At 64.4% G+C, this 18,092-nt stretch carries 14 protein-coding genes; 8 read left to right on the forward strand and 6 right to left on the reverse strand.

Features of this window, described 5'->3' with window-relative positions; translation table 11 throughout:
* Complete coding sequence (locus A9K58_RS10830; protein WP_065199367.1) at nt 1-732, reverse strand: CoA transferase subunit A; 732 nt, start codon at nt 730-732, stop codon at nt 1-3.
* Nucleotides 733-1,102: 370 nt separating this feature from the next.
* On the opposite strand from A9K58_RS10830, the gene A9K58_RS10835 reads away from it, so the two are divergent.
* The 3 genes from A9K58_RS10835 to A9K58_RS10845 all read left to right on the forward strand — a co-directional run bounded on the left by A9K58_RS10835 (nt 1,103) and on the right by A9K58_RS10845 (nt 6,250).
* Nucleotides 1,103-3,391: a DEAD/DEAH box helicase gene (locus A9K58_RS10835; RefSeq protein WP_231109299.1), complete on the forward strand. Its 2,289-nt coding sequence runs from the start codon at nt 1,103-1,105 to the stop codon at nt 3,389-3,391.
* A 96-nt stretch (nt 3,392-3,487) separates the two neighbouring features.
* Nucleotides 3,488-4,834, forward strand: coding sequence for a phosphohexomutase domain-containing protein (locus tag A9K58_RS10840; protein WP_065199368.1), 1,347 nt, complete (start codon nt 3,488-3,490; stop codon nt 4,832-4,834).
* 12 nt (nt 4,835-4,846) lie between these two features.
* Nucleotides 4,847-6,250, forward strand: a complete 1,404-nt coding sequence (locus A9K58_RS10845) for a mannose-1-phosphate guanylyltransferase/mannose-6-phosphate isomerase (protein ID WP_065199369.1) — start codon at nt 4,847-4,849, stop codon at nt 6,248-6,250.
* A 118-nt stretch (nt 6,251-6,368) separates the two neighbouring features.
* On the opposite strand, the gene rfbD is transcribed toward A9K58_RS10845, so the two are convergent.
* The 4 genes from rfbD to rfbB are packed head-to-tail and all read right to left on the reverse strand — an operon-like array spanning nt 6,369 to nt 9,770.
* Nucleotides 6,369-7,262 (reverse strand): dTDP-4-dehydrorhamnose reductase, encoded by an 894-nt coding sequence (rfbD, locus tag A9K58_RS10850; protein ID WP_065199370.1) that lies wholly within the window; start codon nt 7,260-7,262, stop codon nt 6,369-6,371.
* Nucleotides 7,259-7,816, reverse strand: a complete 558-nt coding sequence (rfbC, locus tag A9K58_RS10855) for a dTDP-4-dehydrorhamnose 3,5-epimerase (protein WP_065199371.1) — start codon at nt 7,814-7,816, stop codon at nt 7,259-7,261. Before rfbC ends, rfbD begins: the two co-directional genes overlap by 4 nt.
* Entirely contained in the window at nt 7,813-8,700 is an 888-nt protein-coding gene (gene rfbA / locus A9K58_RS10860; RefSeq protein ID WP_065199372.1) for a glucose-1-phosphate thymidylyltransferase RfbA, read from the reverse strand. Before rfbA ends, rfbC begins: the two co-directional genes overlap by 4 nt.
* A gap of 14 nt (nt 8,701-8,714) precedes the next feature.
* On the reverse strand, nt 8,715-9,770 hold the full coding sequence (gene rfbB, locus A9K58_RS10865) for a dTDP-glucose 4,6-dehydratase (protein ID WP_065199373.1): 1,056 nt from the start codon (nt 9,768-9,770) through the stop codon (nt 8,715-8,717).
* A gap of 261 nt (nt 9,771-10,031) precedes the next feature.
* Between rfbB and A9K58_RS10870 the strand changes: the two genes are divergently transcribed.
* The 5 genes from A9K58_RS10870 (at nt 10,032) to A9K58_RS10890 (ending at nt 16,965) form a co-directional block, all read left to right on the forward strand.
* Nucleotides 10,032-10,778 (forward strand): electron transfer flavoprotein subunit beta/FixA family protein, encoded by a 747-nt coding sequence (locus A9K58_RS10870; protein WP_065199374.1) that lies wholly within the window; start codon nt 10,032-10,034, stop codon nt 10,776-10,778.
* Entirely contained in the window at nt 10,778-11,716 is a 939-nt protein-coding gene (locus A9K58_RS10875) for an electron transfer flavoprotein subunit alpha/FixB family protein (protein WP_065199375.1), read from the forward strand. The genes A9K58_RS10870 and A9K58_RS10875 overlap by 1 nt, the downstream gene beginning before the upstream one ends.
* Nucleotides 11,717-11,934: 218 nt before the next feature.
* The gene (locus A9K58_RS10880) at nt 11,935-12,753 is read left to right on the forward strand and encodes an ABC transporter permease (RefSeq protein ID WP_065199376.1); all 819 of its coding nucleotides are present in this window, start codon (nt 11,935-11,937) and stop codon (nt 12,751-12,753) included.
* A complete protein-coding gene (locus tag A9K58_RS10885) occupies nt 12,743-14,056 on the forward strand; it encodes an ABC transporter ATP-binding protein (RefSeq protein ID WP_065199377.1) in 1,314 nt (437 codons plus the stop codon). The genes A9K58_RS10880 and A9K58_RS10885 overlap by 11 nt, the downstream gene beginning before the upstream one ends.
* Nucleotides 14,053-16,965 carry an FkbM family methyltransferase gene (locus tag A9K58_RS10890; protein WP_065199378.1) on the forward strand — a complete coding sequence of 971 codons (2,913 nt, stop codon included), beginning with the start codon at nt 14,053-14,055 and terminating at the stop codon, nt 16,963-16,965. Before A9K58_RS10885 ends, A9K58_RS10890 begins: the two co-directional genes overlap by 4 nt.
* A gap of 59 nt (nt 16,966-17,024) precedes the next feature.
* Here the strand turns inward: A9K58_RS10890 and A9K58_RS10895 are convergent, their stop codons facing one another.
* Nucleotides 17,025-18,089 (reverse strand): acyltransferase family protein, encoded by a 1,065-nt coding sequence (locus A9K58_RS10895; protein WP_065199379.1) that lies wholly within the window; start codon nt 18,087-18,089, stop codon nt 17,025-17,027.
* Nucleotides 18,090-18,092 lie beyond the last annotated feature (3 nt).

Below are 18,092 nucleotides of genomic sequence, written 5' to 3' on the forward strand. Positions count from 1 at the left end.
TCAGTTGCCCTCCGCGCGGATGGTGCGCTGTTCGATACGCTTTTCAGGATGCGGGTTGTGCACGATGCGGTGCACATAGATGCCCGGCAGATGCACCTGGTCCGGATCGATCGCGCCGACCGGCACTACTTCCTCCACTTCCGCGACGCAGACCTTTCCGGCCATCGCACATGCAGGATTGAAGTTGCGCGCCGTCTTGCAGAACACCAGGTTACCGGCCTCGTCGGCCTTCCAGGCCTTGACCAGCGCGACGTCGGCGCGCAGCGCGGTCTCCATCACATAGTGCTTGCCGTCGAATTCCCGGGTTTCCTTGCCCTCGGCCACCACCGTGCCATAGCCGGTGGCGGTGAAGAACGCCGGAATGCCCGCGCCTCCGGCCCGCAGGCGCTCGGCCAGGGTACCCTGCGGGTTGAATTCCAGCTCCAGTTCGCCGGCCAGGAACTGCCGCTCGAACTCCTTGTTCTCGCCCACGTAGGACGAGATCATCTTCTTGATCTGCCGGGTTTCCAGCAGCTGGCCCAGGCCGAAGCCATCGACGCCGGCGTTGTTGGAGATCACGGTCAGGCCCTTGGCCCCGCTGTCGCGCAAGGCGGCGATCAATGCCTCGGGAATGCCGCACAGGCCGAAGCCGCCGACGGCCAGGGTCTGGCCGTCGGCGACCACGCCCTGCAAGGCCTCCGCTGCACTGGCGTAGCGCTTGCTGCGCTTGCCGCTGGAAGTCGATTGCTGCATTGCTACTGCCCTGAACGTTAAGGATGAACGCATTCTAGCCGCAGGCAAGCAAAGGGCTGGATGCGCCGCAGCATTGCGGAGGCATTGCCTGGGGTTCCGTAGAATGGGGAATTCCCCCGCCGATGGCCGGCGCTGCGCCCGGCCCGCCCGCACTGATGCCCCAGACCTGCACCGAAGTACATTTGTTTCGCTGGATCGACGAATGGACGCTGGAAGAGAGCGAACGTTGCCTGCCGGGTGCCCGCAACAGGCATCGGCCCCATGACATGCTGATCGCCGGCCGGAGGACGCGGACGCGTTGCTCGCCCGTCCGCCCCTGCTCCCTGGTGGAGAACCCCGGGCGGCGCAGCTGCTGCAGCAGACCGGCACAATGACTCCCGTGTTGCGCCTGCATACGGTCGAGTTCCGGCCACCCTGGCTCGGCCGCCGCGATCCTTCGCAATGGGCCGACATTGCGACCGTGGCCTTTGAATACGAGGATCACGTGTGGTTCCCGGGTGATCCCACCCTGCTCGCGCCTGATCCGGAAGGGCAGCCCGCCCTGCCGCCACGCGACCTGGCTGAGGAATCACGGCGCGAGGCGGAGCTGCGCGAGGTGGGGCTGCATCTCGACAGGGACCCGCGGGCGTCTCTGGACGGCGCGGGCCCACCGTTCCAGCTGCGTACCCATGACTGGACTGCGTTCCTGCTGGACGACGTGCCGCGGCTGGAGGCCTTGGGCTGGAGGGTGGAGGCAGACGACGATTTCCGACATCGCGTCACGCGCCTGGACGAGATCGATCTGGACATCCAGGCCGATCCGGACGATGCAGGCTGGTTCAATCTGGGCCTGGAGGTCCAGGTGGATGGCCACACGGTATCCATGGTCCCGCTGTTGCAGCAGGTGCTGCACGCCGATCCGCGCTGGTCGCGCGGCCAGCTGGACGCGATTGGCGACGACGAGAACATCCTGCTCACCGCCAATGGCAACACGCGCCTGGCACTGCGGGCGTCGCGACTGAAGCCCATCATCGCGCTGCTGGCCGACCTGTTCACCCAGCGCGGCGCGGCGTTGCGACTGCCCGCCCATGACCGGGGTCGCCTGCAGGCACTCCAGGATGATGCGCGCCTGCAGTTCCGCACCCGCCAGGACACGGAAGCGCTGGTGCAACAGCTGCTGCAGGCACCTGCCCCTGCAGAGGTGGCGCCGCCTGAAGGATTGCAGGCGACCCTGCGCGGCTACCAGCGCGACGGCCTGTCCTGGTTGCAGTACCTGCGGCAACAGCGGCTTGGCGGGGTGCTGGCCGATGACATGGGGCTGGGCAAGACACTGCAGACCTTGGCCCATCTGCTGATCGAGAAGGAAAGCGGCCGGCTGGATCGGCCGGCGCTGCTGGTGGTGCCGACCTCGCTGCTGCACAACTGGCAGAGCGAAGCCGCGCGCTTCACCCCAGGACTGCGCGTGCTGGCCCTGCACGGGCCGTCGCGCGAAGCATCATTTTCGGCCATTCCCGAGCACGATCTGGTGATCACCACCTATCCGCTGCTCTGGCGCGACGAGGAAGCCCTGAAGGCACAGGCCTATCACCTGCTGATCCTCGACGAAGCCCAGCAGGTGAAGAACCCAAGGGCGCGTGCGGCCATCACCCTGCGCACACTGCAGGCCCGGCACCGGTTGTGCCTGACCGGCACGCCGCTGGAAAACCACCTGGGCGAACTGTGGACGCAGTTCGATTTCCTCCTGCCCGGACTGCTCGGCAGCGAAAAGCAGTTCAACCAGCATTGGCGCCGCCCGATCGAACGCGGCAACGACCGCCGTCGTGCACAGCTGCTGGCACAGCGCCTGCGCCCGTTCATCCTGCGCCGGCGCAAGGACCAGGTGGCCTCGGAGCTGCCGCGCAAGACCGTCATCACGCGCTCGGTCGCGATGGAAGGGGGCCAGCGAGATCTGTACGAAACCGTGCGTGCCGCAATGGAAAAGCAGGTCCGCGAAGCGATCAGTGGCAGCGGACTGGCGCGCAGCCATATCGTGGTGCTGGATGCACTCCTGAAGTTGCGCCAGGTCTGCTGCGATCCGCGCCTGCTGCCTGGTGATGCCCCGGCGCGCAATGCGGGCTCAGCCAAGCTGGACCTGCTGCGCGAGATGCTGCCGTCGATGGTCGAGGAGGGCCGGCGCATCCTGTTGTTCTCGCAGTTCACCGGCATGCTGGCGTTGATCGCGCAGGCGCTGGATGATCTGGGCCTGGCCTATGTGACCCTGACCGGCGACACCCAGGACCGGGCCACGCCCGTGCAGCGCTTCATGCAGGGTGAAGTGCCGGTGTTCCTGATCAGCCTGAAGGCGGGTGGCGTAGGGCTGAACCTGACGGCCGCCGACACCGTCATCCATTTCGATCCCTGGTGGAACCCCGCCGCCGAGAACCAGGCCAGTGACCGCGCCCACCGGATCGGCCAGCAACAGCCGGTGTTCGTCTACCGGCTGATCGCCGCAGGCAGCATCGAAGAGCGGATCGCCGAGCTGCAGGAACGCAAGGCTACGCTGGCCGAATCGATTCTCGAGGGCAATGGCAGTACCGGGCCGCGTTTCAGCGAGGAGGACCTGCAGGCCCTGTTGGCGCCGCTGCCGGGCCTGCCCGTCCGAGGCACCGGGCGAAGAGGACGGCGGGCATCACGTGCCTGACGCCAACCGCCGGTCATGTGGCGTTGCGGGATGGAAACGATTCCCATACAGGACAGAGGCTACAATCGCTGGCTGAGCTCACATTGGATCTGACCGATGCCCCTGCCCGCCTTCAAGGCCTATGACATCCGCGGCCGCGTGCCGGAAGAACTGAACGAAGACCTGGCACGCCGGATCGGCACGGCCCTGGATGCACAGCTCGCTCCCGGCCCTGTGGTGCTGGGCCACGATGTGCGCCTGACCAGCCCGGCGCTGCAGGATGCGCTGGCTGCGGGCCTGCGTGGCACAGGTCGCGAAGTGATCGACATCGGCCTGTGCGGTACCGAGGAAGTCTATTTCCAGACCGACCACCTGGGAGCGGCGGGCGGCGTGATGGTCACTGCCAGCCATAACCCGATGGACTACAACGGCATGAAGCTGGTCAAGGAGAACGCCCGGCCGATCAGTTCCGATACCGGCCTGTTCGCGATCTCCGATGCGGTCTCCGCCGATGCGTCCGAGGCCGAGCCGCCGCGCGCCGGCCAGGTGGCCCGGCATGACAAGAGCGCCTACATCCAGCACCTGCTGAGCTACATCGACACCCGCAAGCTCAAGCCACTGAAGCTGGTCGTCAACGCCGGCAACGGCGGCGCGGGCGCCATCGTCGACCTGCTGGCGCCGCACCTGCCGTTCGAGTTCATCCGCATCTGCCACGAACCGGACGGCAACTTCCCCAATGGCATTCCCAACCCGCTCCTGCCGGAAAACCGCGCGGCCACCGCCGATGCAGTGCGCGACCATGGTGCGGACTTCGGCATCGCATGGGATGGCGACTTCGACCGCTGCTTCTTCTTCGACCACACCGGCCGTTTCATCGAGGGCTACTACCTGGTCGGCCTGCTGGCCAAGGCGATCCTCGCCCGTCAGCCGGGCGGCAAGGTGGTGCATGATCCACGCCTGGTCTGGAATACCGTGGAAATGGTTCAAGCGGCCGGCGGCGTGCCGGTGCTGTGCAAGAGCGGCCACGCCTTCATCAAGGAAAAGATGCGCGCCGAGGATGCAGTGTATGGCGGCGAGATGAGCGCCCATCACTACTTCCGCGAATTCGCCTATGCCGACTCCGGCATGATCCCGTGGCTGCTGATCGCCCAACTGGTCTCCGAAAGCGGACGCTCGCTGGCCGACTGGGTCGAAGACCGCATGGCGGCCTATCCCTGCAGCGGCGAGATCAACTTCAAGGTGGCCGACGCCAAGGCCGCTGTGGCCCGCGTGATGGCGCATTTCGCCGCCCAGGCACCTGCGTTGGACCACACCGACGGCATCAGCGCCGACTTCGGCAACTGGCGCTTCAACCTGCGCAGTTCCAACACCGAGCCGCTGCTGCGCCTGAACGTCGAGGCGCGCGGCGATGCGGCGCTGATGCAGGCGCGCACCGACGAAATCTCAGCCCTTCTCCAGCAGTAAGCAAGGACGACCATGAGCACTATTCAGCCAGTCATTCTCTCCGGGGGCTCCGGTACCCGCCTGTGGCCGCTCTCGCGGGAAGCCTATCCCAAGCAGTTCCTGCCATTGGCAGGTGAACTGACCATGCTGCAGGCCACCTGGAAGCGGGTCGAATCGATCGCTACCCATGGCCCGCTCGTGGTCGCCAATGAAGAACATCGTTTCGTGGCCGCCGAGCAGCTGCAACAGATCGGGGCGGCGCCCGCCGCGATCATTCTCGAGCCCATGGGCCGCAATACTGCACCGGCCATCGCCGTAGCGGCGCTGGAGGCTACCCGCGAAGGTGCGGATGCGCTGCTGCTGGTACTGCCCTCCGACCACGTGATTACCGACGAGGCTGCGTTCCGCAATGCTGTGCAGGCTGCTGCCGCTGCGGCCGAGGCCGGCAAACTGGTCACTTTCGGCATCGTGCCGACCGGCCCGGAAACCGGCTACGGCTACATCAAGGCGGCCGATGGCCAAGGCCTGCGCGCGGTCGAGCGTTTCGTCGAGAAGCCCGATCTGGAGACGGCCACCGGCTACGTCAGCAGCGGCCAGTACTACTGGAACAGCGGCATGTTCCTGTTCAAGGCGTCGCGCTATCTGCAGGAACTGGAGCGCCTCCAGCCCACCATGCTGGCCGCCAGCCGCACGGCCTGGCAGCAGGCCCGCCGCGACGCCGATTTCACCCGCCTCGCCAAGGATGCCTTCGCCGCCGTGCCGTCGGACTCGATCGACTATGCGGTGATGGAGAAGACCGCCGACGCGGTGGTGATTCCGCTGGATGCGGGCTGGAATGACGTGGGCTCCTGGACGGCGCTGCGCGATGTGTCGCAGCAGGACGGCGATGGCAATGCCCACCAGGGCGATGTGATCGCCATCGACTGCCGCAACACCTATGCCTACGCCCAGCGCCTGGTGGCCCTGGTCGGCCTCGACGACGTGATCGTAGTGGAGACCGATGATGCGGTGCTGGTGGGCAGGGCCGACCGCATGCAGGAGGTCAAGGCCGTGGTCGCACAGCTGAAGGCTGAAGGCCGCAGCGAAGCGACCTGGCACCGCAAGGTCTATCGCCCTTGGGGCGCCTACGATTCGATCGACAATGGCGAGCGTTTCCAGGTCAAGCGCATCACGGTCAAGCCCGGCGGCACGCTCAGCCTGCAGATGCACCATCACCGCGCCGAGCACTGGATCGTGGTCAGCGGCACCGCCGAAGTCACCCGCGGAGACGAAGTGATCCTGCTCAGTGAGAACCAGAGCACTTACATCCCGCTGGGTGTCACCCATCGCCTGCGCAATCCGGGCAAGCTGCCGCTGGAACTGATCGAAGTGCAGTCGGGCAGCTACCTTGGCGAGGATGACATCGTGCGCTTCGAGGACACTTACGGGCGCAGTTGACCCGGCGCCCGCTGGAGGCTGCCGGCCATTGGTCGGGTGGGTGCCGGCCATTGGTCGGGTGGGTGCCAGCCATTGGTCGGGTGGGTGCCGACCGTTGGTCGGCACGTCACCTACCGGCTCAGGCAATCTCCGCCATCACCCGCTTCAGGCCATCCTGCCAGGTCGGCAGCACGATGCCGAAATCCTGCTGCAGCTTGCGGTTGTCGAGTACCGACCAGGCCGGGCGCTTGGCCGGGGTCGGATACTCGGAACTGGGAATGGCCTCGACCGTCGGCACCTTGCTCAGCGCGCCGCCAGCCAACGCTTCGGCGAAGATGGCCTCGGCGAACCCATGCCAGCTGGTCTGGCCACGGGCAGTCAGGTGCCAGGTACCGGACAACTGGCCCGGATGCTGCAGCGCCTGCGCGGTGACATCAGCGATCAGCGCCGCCGGAGTGGGCGTACCGACCTGGTCGGCCACCACCCGCAACTGATCACGCTCAGCACCCACGCGCAGCATCGTGCGCAGGAAATTCGCACCGTGCGAGGCATACACCCAGGCGGTACGGAAGATCAGGTGGCGACCACCGGCCGCACGCACCGCGTCCTCGCCATCGCGCTTGCTGGTGCCATACACACCCAGCGGCGCGGTCGGTTCGTCTTCCCGGTAGGGTGTGCTGCCTTGGCCATCGAACACATAGTCGGTGGAGTAATGCACGAACGGCACGCCCTGCGCCGCACACCAGCGCGCGATCACGCCCGGTGCCAGCGCGTTGGCCGCGAAGGCGGCCTCGACCTCCTGTTCAGCACGATCCACCGCCGTGTAGGCCGCCGCGTTGACCACCACGGATGGCTGCAAGCGATCCAGCAGTGCCGGCAGGCTGTCGGGCTGGCCGAAGTCGGCCGTTTCGCAGTCACTGCCGTCGGGCAGCTGCCCGCTGCGGGTGGTTGCGACCACCTTGCCCAGCGGCGCCAGCGCGCGCAGCAGTTCCTGGCCGACCTGGCCGTTGCCGCCGAATACCAGCACAGTCATGGCACGTACACCGGCAGGCGGTCTTCGGCAATGTCCTTCAGGAACGGCGCATTCTCGTCCTTGGCCGAAAGCGTCGGCGCACTGATCGGCCAGTCCACCGCGATGCCAGCATCGTTCCAGCGCACGCCGGCATCGAAGTCCTTGAGGTAGACCTCGGTGCACAGGTAGCTGAACACAGCGCGTTCGGACAGCACCGCGAAACCATGGGCGAAACCCTCCGGAATCCAGAACTGCTTCTTGTTTTCCGCGCTCAGCACCACCGCTTCCCACTGGCCGAACGTCGGTGAGCCACGACGGATGTCGACGGCTACATCGTAGACCTCGCCTTCGAGCACGCTGACCAGCTTGCCCTGCGGGCGTGGCCACTGGTAGTGCAGGCCACGCAGCACGCCTTGTGCGGAGGTGGACACATTGCTCTGCACGAAACGATCCGGCAGGCCCTGGGCAGCGAAACGCTCGGCATTCCAGGTCTCGAAGAAATAGCCACGGGCATCGCCAAACACCGCCGGTTCGATCACAACGCAACCCGGCAACCTGGTTTCAATTACTTTCACGGAACGACTCCACGCAATGCAAGTTTGTGCAGGTACTGGCCGTACCCGTTTTTGATGAGAGGTGCTGCCAACGCCTCAAGCTGCGCCGCATCGATCCAGCCCTTGCCGAATGCGATCTCCTCGGGGCAGCAGACCTGCAGGCCCTGGCGGGTCTGGATGGTCTCGATGAAGTTGGACGCTTCCAGCAGCGACTGGTGGGTACCCGTGTCCAGCCACGCGTAGCCACGGCCCAGCGGCTCCAGGTGCAGGCTGCCCTCTGCCAGATAGCGGCGATTGAGATCAGTGATCTCCAGTTCCCCACGCGGGGAAGGCTTCAGTTCCGCAGCGTAGTCGCTGGCGTTGCCGTCATAGAAGTACAGGCCGGTTACCGCATAGTTCGAGCGTGGGTCGTCCGGTTTCTCTTCCAGGCCGACCACCTTGCCGTCCTGGTTGAACTCGGCCACGCCGTACCGCTCCGGATCATTCACCCAGTAACCGAAAACGGTCGCACCGTCGTCACGCGCATCCGCACGGCGCAGTACGTCGCGCAGGCCATGGCCGTGGAAGATGTTGTCGCCCAGCACCAGGCAGCTCGGCTTGCCAGCCACGAAATCGCGACCGATCAGGTAGGCCTGGGCCAGGCCATCCGGGCTCGGTTGCACCGCGTACTGGATGTCCATGCCCCACTGCGAGCCATCGCCCAGCAGTTGCTGGAACAGCGCTTGTTCGTGTGGCGTATTGATGATGAGTACTTCGCGGATGCCCGCCAGCATCAGCACGCTGAGCGGGTAGTAGATCATCGGCTTGTCGTACACCGGCAGCAGCTGCTTGCTGACGCCCTTGGTGATCGGGTACAGGCGGGTGCCGGAGCCACCGGCGAGGATGATGCCCTTGCGCTGGGTCATGTGATCTCCTGGGTTCAGGCGGCGGTGCCGATGCGCTGCAGGCGATAGCTGCCGTCCAGCACGCCGTTGACCCACTCCTGGTTGTCCAGGTACCAGTCGACGGTAAAGGCGATGCCCTGCTCGAAGGTGTAGGCCGGTTCCCAGCCCAGCTCGTTCTTCAGCTTGGACGCATCGATCGCATAGCGGCGGTCATGGCCGGGGCGATCGGTAACGTAGGTGATCTGGCTGCTGCGCGGCTTGCCGTCCTCGCGCGGGCGGCGCTGGTCCAGCAGTGCGCAGATCGCCTGCACCACTTCGATGTTCTGCTTTTCCGAATTGCCACCGACGTTGTAGGTTTCGCCGACCCGGCCCTTGGCCAACACCGTGCGGATCGCCTCGCAGTGGTCGGATACGAACAGCCAATCGCGCACCTGCTTGCCATCGCCGTACACCGGCAGCGGCTCGCCGGCCAGCGCCTTGGCGATCACCAGCGGGATCAGCTTCTCCGGGAAGTGGTACGGACCGTAGTTGTTCGAGCAGTTGGTGGTGAGCACCGGCAGCCCGTAGGTGTGGTGGAAGGCGCGGACCAGGTGGTCGGAGGCAGCCTTGGACGCCGAGTACGGCGAATTCGGGGCATACGGCGTGGTCTCGCTGAACTTGCCTGTCTCACCCAGCGTGCCGTACACCTCGTCGGTGGATACGTGCAGGAAGCGGAAAGCCGCGCCCTGCCCGGCCGGCAGCGCCTTCCAGTAGTCACGCACGGCCTCCAGCAGGCCCAGGGTACCCACCACATTGGTCTGGATGAAGGCGCCCGGGCCGTCGATGGAGCGGTCGACGTGGCTTTCGGCGGCAAAGTTCAGCACCGCGTCCGGCTGATGTCCGGCGAGCAGGCGAGCGACCAGGGCACTGTCGCCAATGTCGCCCTCCACGAACACGTGGTTGGGATTGCCTTCCAGGCTGGACAGGGTCTTCAGGTTGCCGGCGTAAGTGAGCGCATCAAGATTGACGACCTTGATGCCGCGTGCGACGGCTTCGAGAACAAAGTTACCGCCAATGAATCCGGCGCCGCCGGTGACAAGCCAAGTGGGCACTACCTGTTCTCCTGATCGAAATTCATCCAAGGGGCACCTGGGGCGCCCGTACAGCGGCACAGGATACATGCCGACGACCTTCACTACTGCCTGCACGACGTGAACGGCGCCTTCCGGCTCAGCATCCGTTTGCGGCATCGCAGCATAACCATACGCATTCGCATGGTTCACTCAAGCCAGCTAGAATCAGGGTCCCACCCCCGAACCGGTTGCTGTTGCAGGACCGGACGTTCTCCCTGTTACTGAAGGACCCCGTACCAGATGAAAATCCTCGTCGCGTACAAGCGCGTGGTGGACTACAACGTCCGCATTCAGGTCAAGCCGGACGGTTCCGGCGTGGTCACCGACGGCGTCAAGCTGTCCCCCAACCCCTTCGATGAAATCGCACTGGAAGAAGCCCTGCGCCTGCGTGACAAGGGCATCGCCAGCGAAGTGGTGGTCGCCACCATCGCACCGGCCGACGCCCAAGCGCACCTGCGCAACGGCCTGGCCATGGGCGCCAACCGCGCCGTCCATGTGGTCACCGACCAGGCCATCCAGCCGCTGACGGCCGCACGCACCCTGCTCAAGCTGATCGAGAAGGAACAGCCGGACCTGGTGATCCTGGGCAAGCAGGCCATCGACGACGACGCCAACCAGACCGGCCAGATGCTGGCCACGCTGTGGGGCCGCCCGCAGGCGACCTTCGCCAGCAAGCTTGAGATCGCCAACGGCAAGGCCACGGTCACCCGCGAGGTCGACGCCGGCCTGGAAACGGTGGAAGTGGATCTGCCGGCCGTGGTCACCACCGACCTGCGCCTGAACGAGCCGCGCTTCATCAAGCTGCCGGACATCATGAAGGCCAAGGCCAAGCCGCTGGAGACCCTGCAGCTGGCCGATCTCGGCGTTGAAGCCGCCGACACCTTCAAGACCACCCAGTACGCCGCGCCGTCCAAGCGCAGCAAGGGTGTGATGGTCAAGGACGCGGCCGAACTGGTTGCCGCACTCAAGCAGAAGGGGTTGCTGTAATGAGCAGGATTCTCGTCATCGCCGAGCACCACGACGGCAAGCTCAACGCCGCCACCGCCAAGACCGTCAGCGCCGCCGCCGCGATCGGCGGTGCCAGCATCGACGTGCTGGTGCTGGCCGCCGACCCGGCCCCCGTTGCCGCCGAGGCCGCGAAGATCACCGGCGTCGCCAAGGTCCTGACCGTGGCCAACGCTGCCAACGCGCAGGCCATCGCCCAGGTGCTGGCACCGCAGATCGCGCAGCTGGCCCAGGGCTACACCCACGTGTTCGGCCCGTCGACCACCTTCGGCAAGGACCTGATGCCGTGCGTGGCCGCGCTGCTCGGCGTCAACCAGGTCTCCGACCTGATGACTGTCGAAGGCAGCCACACCTTCAAGCGCCCGATCTACGCCGGCAACGCGATCATCACCGTGGAAGCACCGGCCGACCAGATCGTGGTCGCCACCGTGCGTGCCGCGTCGTGGCCGGAAGCCGCCCAGGGTGGCAGCGCTGCCATCGAAGCGGCCAGCGCCGATGCTGCCCTGCCGACCCACACCCGCTTCGTCGGCCTCGCCGCTGGTGCCAGCGACCGCCCGGACCTGCAGAGCGCCAAGCGCGTGGTCTCCGGTGGCCGTGGCGTCGGCTCGGAAGAAAACTTCAAGGTCATCTTCCAGCTGGCCGACAAGCTCGGTGCCGCCGTCGGTGCCTCGCGTGCCGCGGTCGATGCCGGCTACGTGCCCAGCGACCTGCAGGTCGGCCAGACCGGCAAGATCATCGCACCGGAACTGTATGTGGCCGTGGGCATCAGTGGTGCCATCCAGCATCTGACCGGCATCAAGGATGCCGGCACGATCGTCGCGATCAACAAGGACGGCGATGCGCCGATCTTCGAGATCGCCGACATCGGGCTGGTGGGGGATCTGTTCACGATCCTGCCGGAGTTGGAGAAGGCGCTGTAATCAGGACGCCCTGCGCTGCAGCGGGGCGTTCCACCACACTGGCGGTGCCCGTGGCAGCTGGCCAGGGGCCCGCCCGTCACGCCCTGTGACGCCCTGCCACATTGGCATGAACATCGGCTGATCCCCGGCCTGTCCTCGATGCAGGCGGTCAGGATCGTGGCGAGCAGGCGTGGAATGAGCGCAGTAAACTTATGTGTCGCTCACTCCAGTCCTATTGAATGGAACCCAACTCCGGCTCCCCGATCCATCTGCTCCGAAGCCTGCTCTCCAACCGGAAACTCATCCGTGCACTCGCGGCACGCGAGATTGCAGCGCGCTACCGTGGATCGCTGCTGGGCCTGGCGTGGGCATTGGTCCAGCCGATCTTCATGCTGGCCATCTACACCTTCGTGTTCAGCGAAGTGTTCAAGGCCCGCTGGCCCGGTGGCAGCGGCACGCGTACCGAGTTCGCATTGGTACTGTTCAGCGGCCTGTTGGTGTTCAACCTCTTTTCCGAGGTCTTCAACCGATCTCCGCAGCTGATCGTCGGCAACGCCAACTACGTCAAGAAGGTCGTTTTCCCGCTTGAGATACTCCCGGTCGTCAGTGTGCTGACCGCGATGTTCAGCCTTGCCGTGAATCTGCTTGTCTGGTTCGTTTTCTACATCGTCAGCTATGGCATGCCACCCGTAACGGCCCTGCTGCTCCCTCTCGCGCTCCTGCCGATGGTGTTGTTCATGACGGGATTGGCATGGCTGCTTTCCGCCCTCGGTGTGTTCCTGCGCGATACCGCCCAGATCACCGCCATCATCACGACTGCGGTGATGTTCCTGACGCCCATCTTCTACCCGATTGACGCAATTCCCCCGTCCTTCCGCCCCATCCTGAACATCAACCCCTTGGCACCGGTCGTCGCGCAGATCCGCGATGTGTTGATCTGGGGCAAGGGTCTGGACCCGGTCGTCTATCCGATCTGCCTGGCAGTATCCGCGCTGGTCTTCATCTCCGGATTCGCCTTCTTCCAGAAGACTCGCAAGGGGTTTGCCGATGTGCTCTGACATCGCCATCGAAGTGAAGGGCCTGGGCAAGTGCTTCAATGTCTATGACAAGCCTGCCCACCGCCTGATGCAGATGCTCTGGCGCAGCCGCCGCCGCTATTACCGCGAATTCTGGGCACTGCGCGAGGTTGCCTTCACCATTCGCCGTGGACAGACGGTTGGGATCATTGGCCGCAACGGCGCCGGCAAATCGACGTTGCTGCAGATGATCTGCGGAACCCTGACGCCCACTGAAGGCGAGATCAATGTCAACGGCCGGGTTGCGGCCCTGCTTGAGCTGGGCGCGGGCTTCAATCCGGAATTCTCGGGGATCGAGAACGTGTACCTCGCCGCCTCACTATACGGGCTGGACAGGGAAACCGTTTCTGCCCGCGTCGATTCCATCGCCGCCTTTGCCGATATAGGCGAGTTCATCAATCAGCCGGTAAAGACGTATTCCAGCGGCATGTACGTACGCCTGGCGTTCGCGGTGATCGCCCATGTCGACGCCGATATCCTGGTGATCGACGAGGCGCTGAGCGTTGGCGATGCGTACTTCCAGCAGAAATGCATGCGCTTCCTTGCCGGATTCCAGCGTGACGGCGGCACCCTGTTGTTCGTCAGCCACGACATGGGCGCGGTCAACGCGCTGTGCGAATCGGCCGTACTGCTCCGCCGGCAGGGAGAACAGTACCTTTGCGACGTAGGCAGCGCGCGTGACATTTCCGCGATCTATCTTCGTGATCTCTACGCCGACCGTACACTCTCGATCGCTGCACGTGCAGAGACCACTGGGGAAGCCTCCTATGACAGCAGCAACGTCGAGCCGACGCGTTTCCATGTCAGTGCGTTTCGTGCCGATGCCGACGGTTTCGGCGCAGGCGGTGCGCGTATCGAATCCGTCGGCTTCACCGACATCCACGGCGAGCCTTTGACCGAGTTCGATTCCTCCCAGGATGTCTGCCTGTCCGTGGTCGCCAGCCTGCACAAGTCGCTCAGTTACCCGGCGGTCGGTTTCATGCTCAAGGACCGCAAGGGCCAGTTTGTCGTTGCCGAAAGCTCGGACAGCTATCTACGCGAGGAAGCCATCAGCATCCAGGAAGGAGCACACCTGACCGTCACCTTCCAGATGCGCCTGCCGCGCCTGGTGCGTGGCGAATACAGCCTTGACGTGGCGCTGGCGGAGGGACCGGGCGATGACCATGTGCAGCATCACTGGCTCCATGATGTGATCGTGCTGACTGCAATCAACCCGCAGCTTGTCCACGGCATCTCCGGTGCCCAGCCCCTCTCTGTATCCGTCCGCTCCTCGCATATCAAATGAATACTGTTCCCTGCCGCCACGGCAACTTCGAGCTGCTTTCCGGCGATTCAATCGTATCGGAGTCGCTGCTCTGGTACGGCGAATGGGCCGAGAACGAACTCGACCTGCTGCGCCGCTTCGTGGCACCCGGCAGCGTTGTCGCAGACGTAGGCTCGTTCATCGGAACGCATGCGGTCGCGCTGGCTCATGCTGTGGGCGGGATGGGACAGGTGCATGCTTTCGAGCCCCGGCGGGAGACCTTCGAGATCCTGAAGCGGAACATCGACAATAACGTGGCCGGACGCGTCACGGCGCACAATGTCGGCGTTTCCGACCACCCAGCGACCATCCACCTGATGACGCAGGATCCGCAGACCCGGAATCTCGGAGGCCTGAGCCTGATTGACCAGGGAGAGGGCTACGAGGTGGAAGTCATCACCCTCGACATGCTGGCCTTGCCGCGCCTGGACCTGATGAAGGTCGACGTGGAAGGAATGGAAGCCAGTGTCATTGCTGGCGCGCGGGAGACACTTGCGCGCTGCAGGCCCGTAGTGTTTGCCGAGTGCAACACCGTAACCGGCGCGGCCGCCACGCTGGAAGCGATCAGGGGCCTGGACTACGTTGCCTACGGAACGATCTATCCCGCGTTCAACGAGAACAATTTCAAGCGCGCGACAGTCAATTTCTACGGCGAAAGTGCCGAGTGCGCGATCTTCCTGGTCCCGGAGGAAAAGTGCACCCCCCGGTTGCTGGAGGGCATGCGGCCGATCAATGACCTGGAAGACGTTGTCGCACTGCTGCTGGAAAAGCCGCAGTACCTGCCCGAGATCCTGCCGGCAGCCCCATCGACACCACCGCTGCGTCGACAGCAATCATCGCGCCAGGTCGCATCCGGCATCCGCCGTCACCCGCTCCATATCGTCGTGCCGTTCTTCCGCAACCCACAGCTGGTGACGACGTTCATGGCGGGGTTGCGCGCCGCCGAGCCGGAACTTGCCGGCCTCGATGTCCAGGTCTGGCTCTACAACGACAGCCCTGACGACGCAGACCTTGCGTCCGCACTGGCCTCTGCCGGGTCAGCGGGTGTCGGCCCACTGCCACTTCGCATCGTCGACAACCCGTCCAACCTGGGCTTCATCGGCACCTGCAACCAGGCATTCGCGCGCGCGGTGGAAGAGGGAGCCGATGTGTTCGTGCTGAATTCGGACACCCAGCTGACGCCCGGCGCGTTGTCCGAGGTACTGTCCGTAGCGGCCATCGACCCGATGTTCGCGTTCATCAGTCCTCGCAGCAACAATGCAACCCTGGCATCACTCCCTCATTCGCCGTGCGCAGATGCTGACGTGGATACTGCGCTCGGGCGCTTCCGCAACATTGCGCCGCGACTACCACGGTATTCGCTGGTGCCAACCGCAGTGGGCTTCGCGATGTGGATCCGCGGAAGCGTGCTGGCCGAGTTCGGGGGATTCGATCCGGCCTACGGGCAGGGATACAACGAAGAGAACGACCTCGTGATGCGTGCCAATCGAGCGGGTTACCGCGCGGTGCTCGCCAACCACGCTTTCGTCTGGCATGCGGGAGAACAATCATTTGCCATGACCGGCCAGCAGCGAAGCGAGCGCGAGGAGCGCAATGGCGTTCTGCTTCGCGAGCGCTATCCCGAGTATGAACCTCTGCTCCAGCGCTATCATGCTTCACCGGAATACCGTGCCGAAGCGTTGCTTGAAGCGCTCCATCCCGATTCCGGCAGGCGCTTGATCGCCTTCGACTTCTCTTCGTTCGGCGCCGCCCACAACGGCACCTTCGAATCCGGCGTCAAGCTGCTTGCTGCTGCGGTATCCAGCTGGCCTGCCGATATTGATCTTGCGGTCATCATCGGCCCCGATGCCTGGCACTTCCATGGACTGGATCAACTGCCGCGGGTCCGACGGATCGCGCCTGAAGATCGCCAGGCGCGCGCCGCCGCCGTCATCCGCATGGGGCAGCCATTCGACGACGGAACACTCTACCGGCTCTTCAACGTCGCGCCCGTCGTTGGGATTTTCATGCTCGACACCATCGCCGTCGACTGTGGCCGGCTGTCACTTGAGTTCGATGATCGGGTCTGGCGCCAAGCGCTGCTCAATACCAGCATCCTGTTCTGCAACTCCGAATTCACGTTGACGCAGATCCGCAACCGCTATCCGTTGGGCGAGCATGTGCTGCCGGTGGTTTCACGTCATTCGCTGGACGTCACCGAGTACCTGCTGGAAGCTGACGCCGAGACGAACGCGGAAGGGGTTTCCAGGCACATCCTGATCATTGGCAACCGCTACCCGCACAAGTTCGTCACCGAGACCGCCGATGCACTTGCGGCTGCATTGCCAGGGCAGAAGATCGTGGCAGTAGGGTACGCCCTGGACGCGCCGCACGCGCCGAACATCGAGGCTGTGCAGGCTGGGGGCATTGACGAGAACACCTTCGCTGCTTTCTATCGTGACGCCAAGGTGGTGGTTTTCCCCAGCCACTACGAAGGTTTTGGCTTCCCGGTGCTGCACTCCCTGGCCTGGAAGCGCCCGATTTTCGTGCGCGACTCATTGCTGAACAATGAGCTGGCCTCACACATACGTGAATCGGCCAATATTCACAGCTACCAGACGACCCGGGAACTGGTCGCGGCGCTGGCGCAGCCACCCTCATGGTCGCCCGAAGAACGCGCGGGCGAACGCAACGGCTGGGAGCGCTCCGCAGGAGAGGTTTTTTCGGCGCTTTCTCGCGCAATGCAGGGAATCCGAAGCGACCAGGTTGCCTCCGCGCTACGGGACCTACGGGTGAGCGAGCGCAGTTCAGGCGAACGGTTGGCCGAACCCATTGCGGACCTTCTTGATAAGGCGCTCTCGATTCCCCTGGTCCGAAAGACACAGCGCTTCGTGCGCAGGCACATCCCCTGACGCCTGCTGGCCGCCCCCCGCCTGCGGGCGGGGGGCGACGACAGAGCGGCCGCGCCGCGTCAGGCTGAAGCGGGAACTGCGGCCGGTACTGGCTTGGGGGCGCGTGGCTTCAGCCTCAAAGCAGGCTGCTCGATCACATGCCAGGAAATCCAAGCAAGCACCCCGGTGATCGCCAACGCCAGTGCCAGGCTTGCACCGAACGAGATGCTCTTGCCCCAAAGCCAGATCAGGGTCTGCTGCACCGGAAATGCATAGATATAGATACCGTAGGACATGTCACCGAACCGGCCGAAGCGGTTGAGGATCGGGAACGACGCGCTGCCCAGCACCACAAAGAAGAACGGTGTCAGCAGGAATGCTGCAATCAACTGGTGGTCGTTCCTGATGAGCAGCAGCGAGGCCAGCAGGATGATCCCGAAGCTGATCGCGATGCGGGTCCAGTTCGACCACACCTCCCGGAAATAGTGCAGCAGCACACCGGAGAAGAAGAATGTGGCGAATTCCACCTCCGGCATCCTGCCGCCACCCGCAAGGAAGACTCCCTCAGCGTTGTGGTAGACGTAGTAGTAGCCCGCCAATGCCGCAGTCATCGCCAACAGCAACCACCGCCAGCGCAGCACGCCGACCACGCCCAGGATCGCCAGATACCCGTAGCAGTGCACCTCGATGGGAATCGTCCACAGAACGCCGTTGGGAATGTTCGCTACCGGACTGTCCGGGAACACGCCGGGCAGGAAAGGCTGGACCTGGAACAGCAGGGTCTTGAAGTAGGTCCAGGTGAGGCCATTGCTGAAGTATTCCTTCAATGACAGGGTCGTGACGGCGGGCCCCAGCACCAGCGCGCAGAGCAGCAGCACGCAGAGCATGCCCGGCCAGATGCGCAGTAACCGGCGATGCGCAAAACGGATCACATTCGGATCACGCTGCCAGCTCTGCGCGACCAGGAAGCCACTGATCGCGAAGAAAATGAAGACACCATACCCGCCCAGTGTCTGGAACTTCAGAACGAGGGGTTCTGGCATCCCGGACAGTGCGAAATGGTGGCTGATCAGGACACTTGTTGCCGCAATGACTCGAATGAAGTCGAAATTGTTGGTCCTGTGCGTCAGCTCGGCTTGGGCCATCGG

Origin of the sequence: Stenotrophomonas maltophilia (genome assembly GCF_001676385.1) — a bacterium.
Taxonomy (GTDB): Bacteria; Pseudomonadota; Gammaproteobacteria; order Xanthomonadales; family Xanthomonadaceae; genus Stenotrophomonas; species Stenotrophomonas maltophilia_J.

Coding starts and splice junctions, on each gene's coding strand:
- A9K58_RS10830 (WP_065199367.1), bottom strand. CDS start 732: ATGCAGCAATCGACTTCCAGCGGCAAGCGCAGCAAGCGCTACGCCAGT.
- A9K58_RS10835 (WP_231109299.1), top strand. CDS start 1,103: ATGACTCCCGTGTTGCGCCTGCATACGGTCGAGTTCCGGCCACCCTGG.
- A9K58_RS10840 (WP_065199368.1), top strand. CDS start 3,488: ATGCCCCTGCCCGCCTTCAAGGCCTATGACATCCGCGGCCGCGTGCCG.
- A9K58_RS10845 (WP_065199369.1), top strand. CDS start 4,847: ATGAGCACTATTCAGCCAGTCATTCTCTCCGGGGGCTCCGGTACCCGC.
- rfbD (WP_065199370.1), bottom strand. CDS start 7,262: ATGACTGTGCTGGTATTCGGCGGCAACGGCCAGGTCGGCCAGGAACTG.
- rfbA (WP_065199372.1), bottom strand. CDS start 8,700: ATGACCCAGCGCAAGGGCATCATCCTCGCCGGTGGCTCCGGCACCCGC.
- A9K58_RS10870 (WP_065199374.1), top strand. CDS start 10,032: ATGAAAATCCTCGTCGCGTACAAGCGCGTGGTGGACTACAACGTCCGC.
- A9K58_RS10875 (WP_065199375.1), top strand. CDS start 10,778: ATGAGCAGGATTCTCGTCATCGCCGAGCACCACGACGGCAAGCTCAAC.
- A9K58_RS10880 (WP_065199376.1), top strand. CDS start 11,935: ATGGAACCCAACTCCGGCTCCCCGATCCATCTGCTCCGAAGCCTGCTC.
- A9K58_RS10885 (WP_065199377.1), top strand. CDS start 12,743: ATGTGCTCTGACATCGCCATCGAAGTGAAGGGCCTGGGCAAGTGCTTC.
- A9K58_RS10890 (WP_065199378.1), top strand. CDS start 14,053: ATGAATACTGTTCCCTGCCGCCACGGCAACTTCGAGCTGCTTTCCGGC.
- A9K58_RS10895 (WP_065199379.1), bottom strand. CDS start 18,089: ATGGCCCAAGCCGAGCTGACGCACAGGACCAACAATTTCGACTTCATT.